This window comes from Methylobacterium frigidaeris (genome assembly GCF_022179185.1).
Lineage (GTDB): Bacteria > Pseudomonadota > Alphaproteobacteria > Rhizobiales > Beijerinckiaceae > Methylobacterium > Methylobacterium frigidaeris.
The window spans coordinates 1-219 of record NZ_BPQJ01000439.1 but is presented as its reverse complement, the minus strand read 5'-3'; the positions used below and the strand labels follow the sequence as shown (position 1 = coordinate 219).

The 219-nt window shown below is 47.9% G+C and carries 1 rRNA gene; it reads left to right on the top strand.

The features are described from left to right. A 23S ribosomal RNA gene (locus MFF64_RS37600) occupies positions 1–195 on the top strand; the annotation flags it as partial. Positions 196–219: the final 24 nt, after the last annotated feature.

The following is a 219-nucleotide window of genomic DNA, read 5'->3' as shown; positions in this document are numbered from 1 at the left end:
AAGGGCATCGCTGGGTAGCTATGTGCGGACGGGATAAGTGCTGAAAGCATCTAAGCATGAAGCCCCCCTCAAGATGAGATTTCCCATTTCGCAAGGAAGTAAGATCCCTGAAAGATGATCAGGTTGATAGGTCTGAGGTGGAAGTGTGGCGACACATGGAGCCGACAGATACTAATGGATAGAGGACTTAACCACATGTTGAATGATGTCACACCTGTT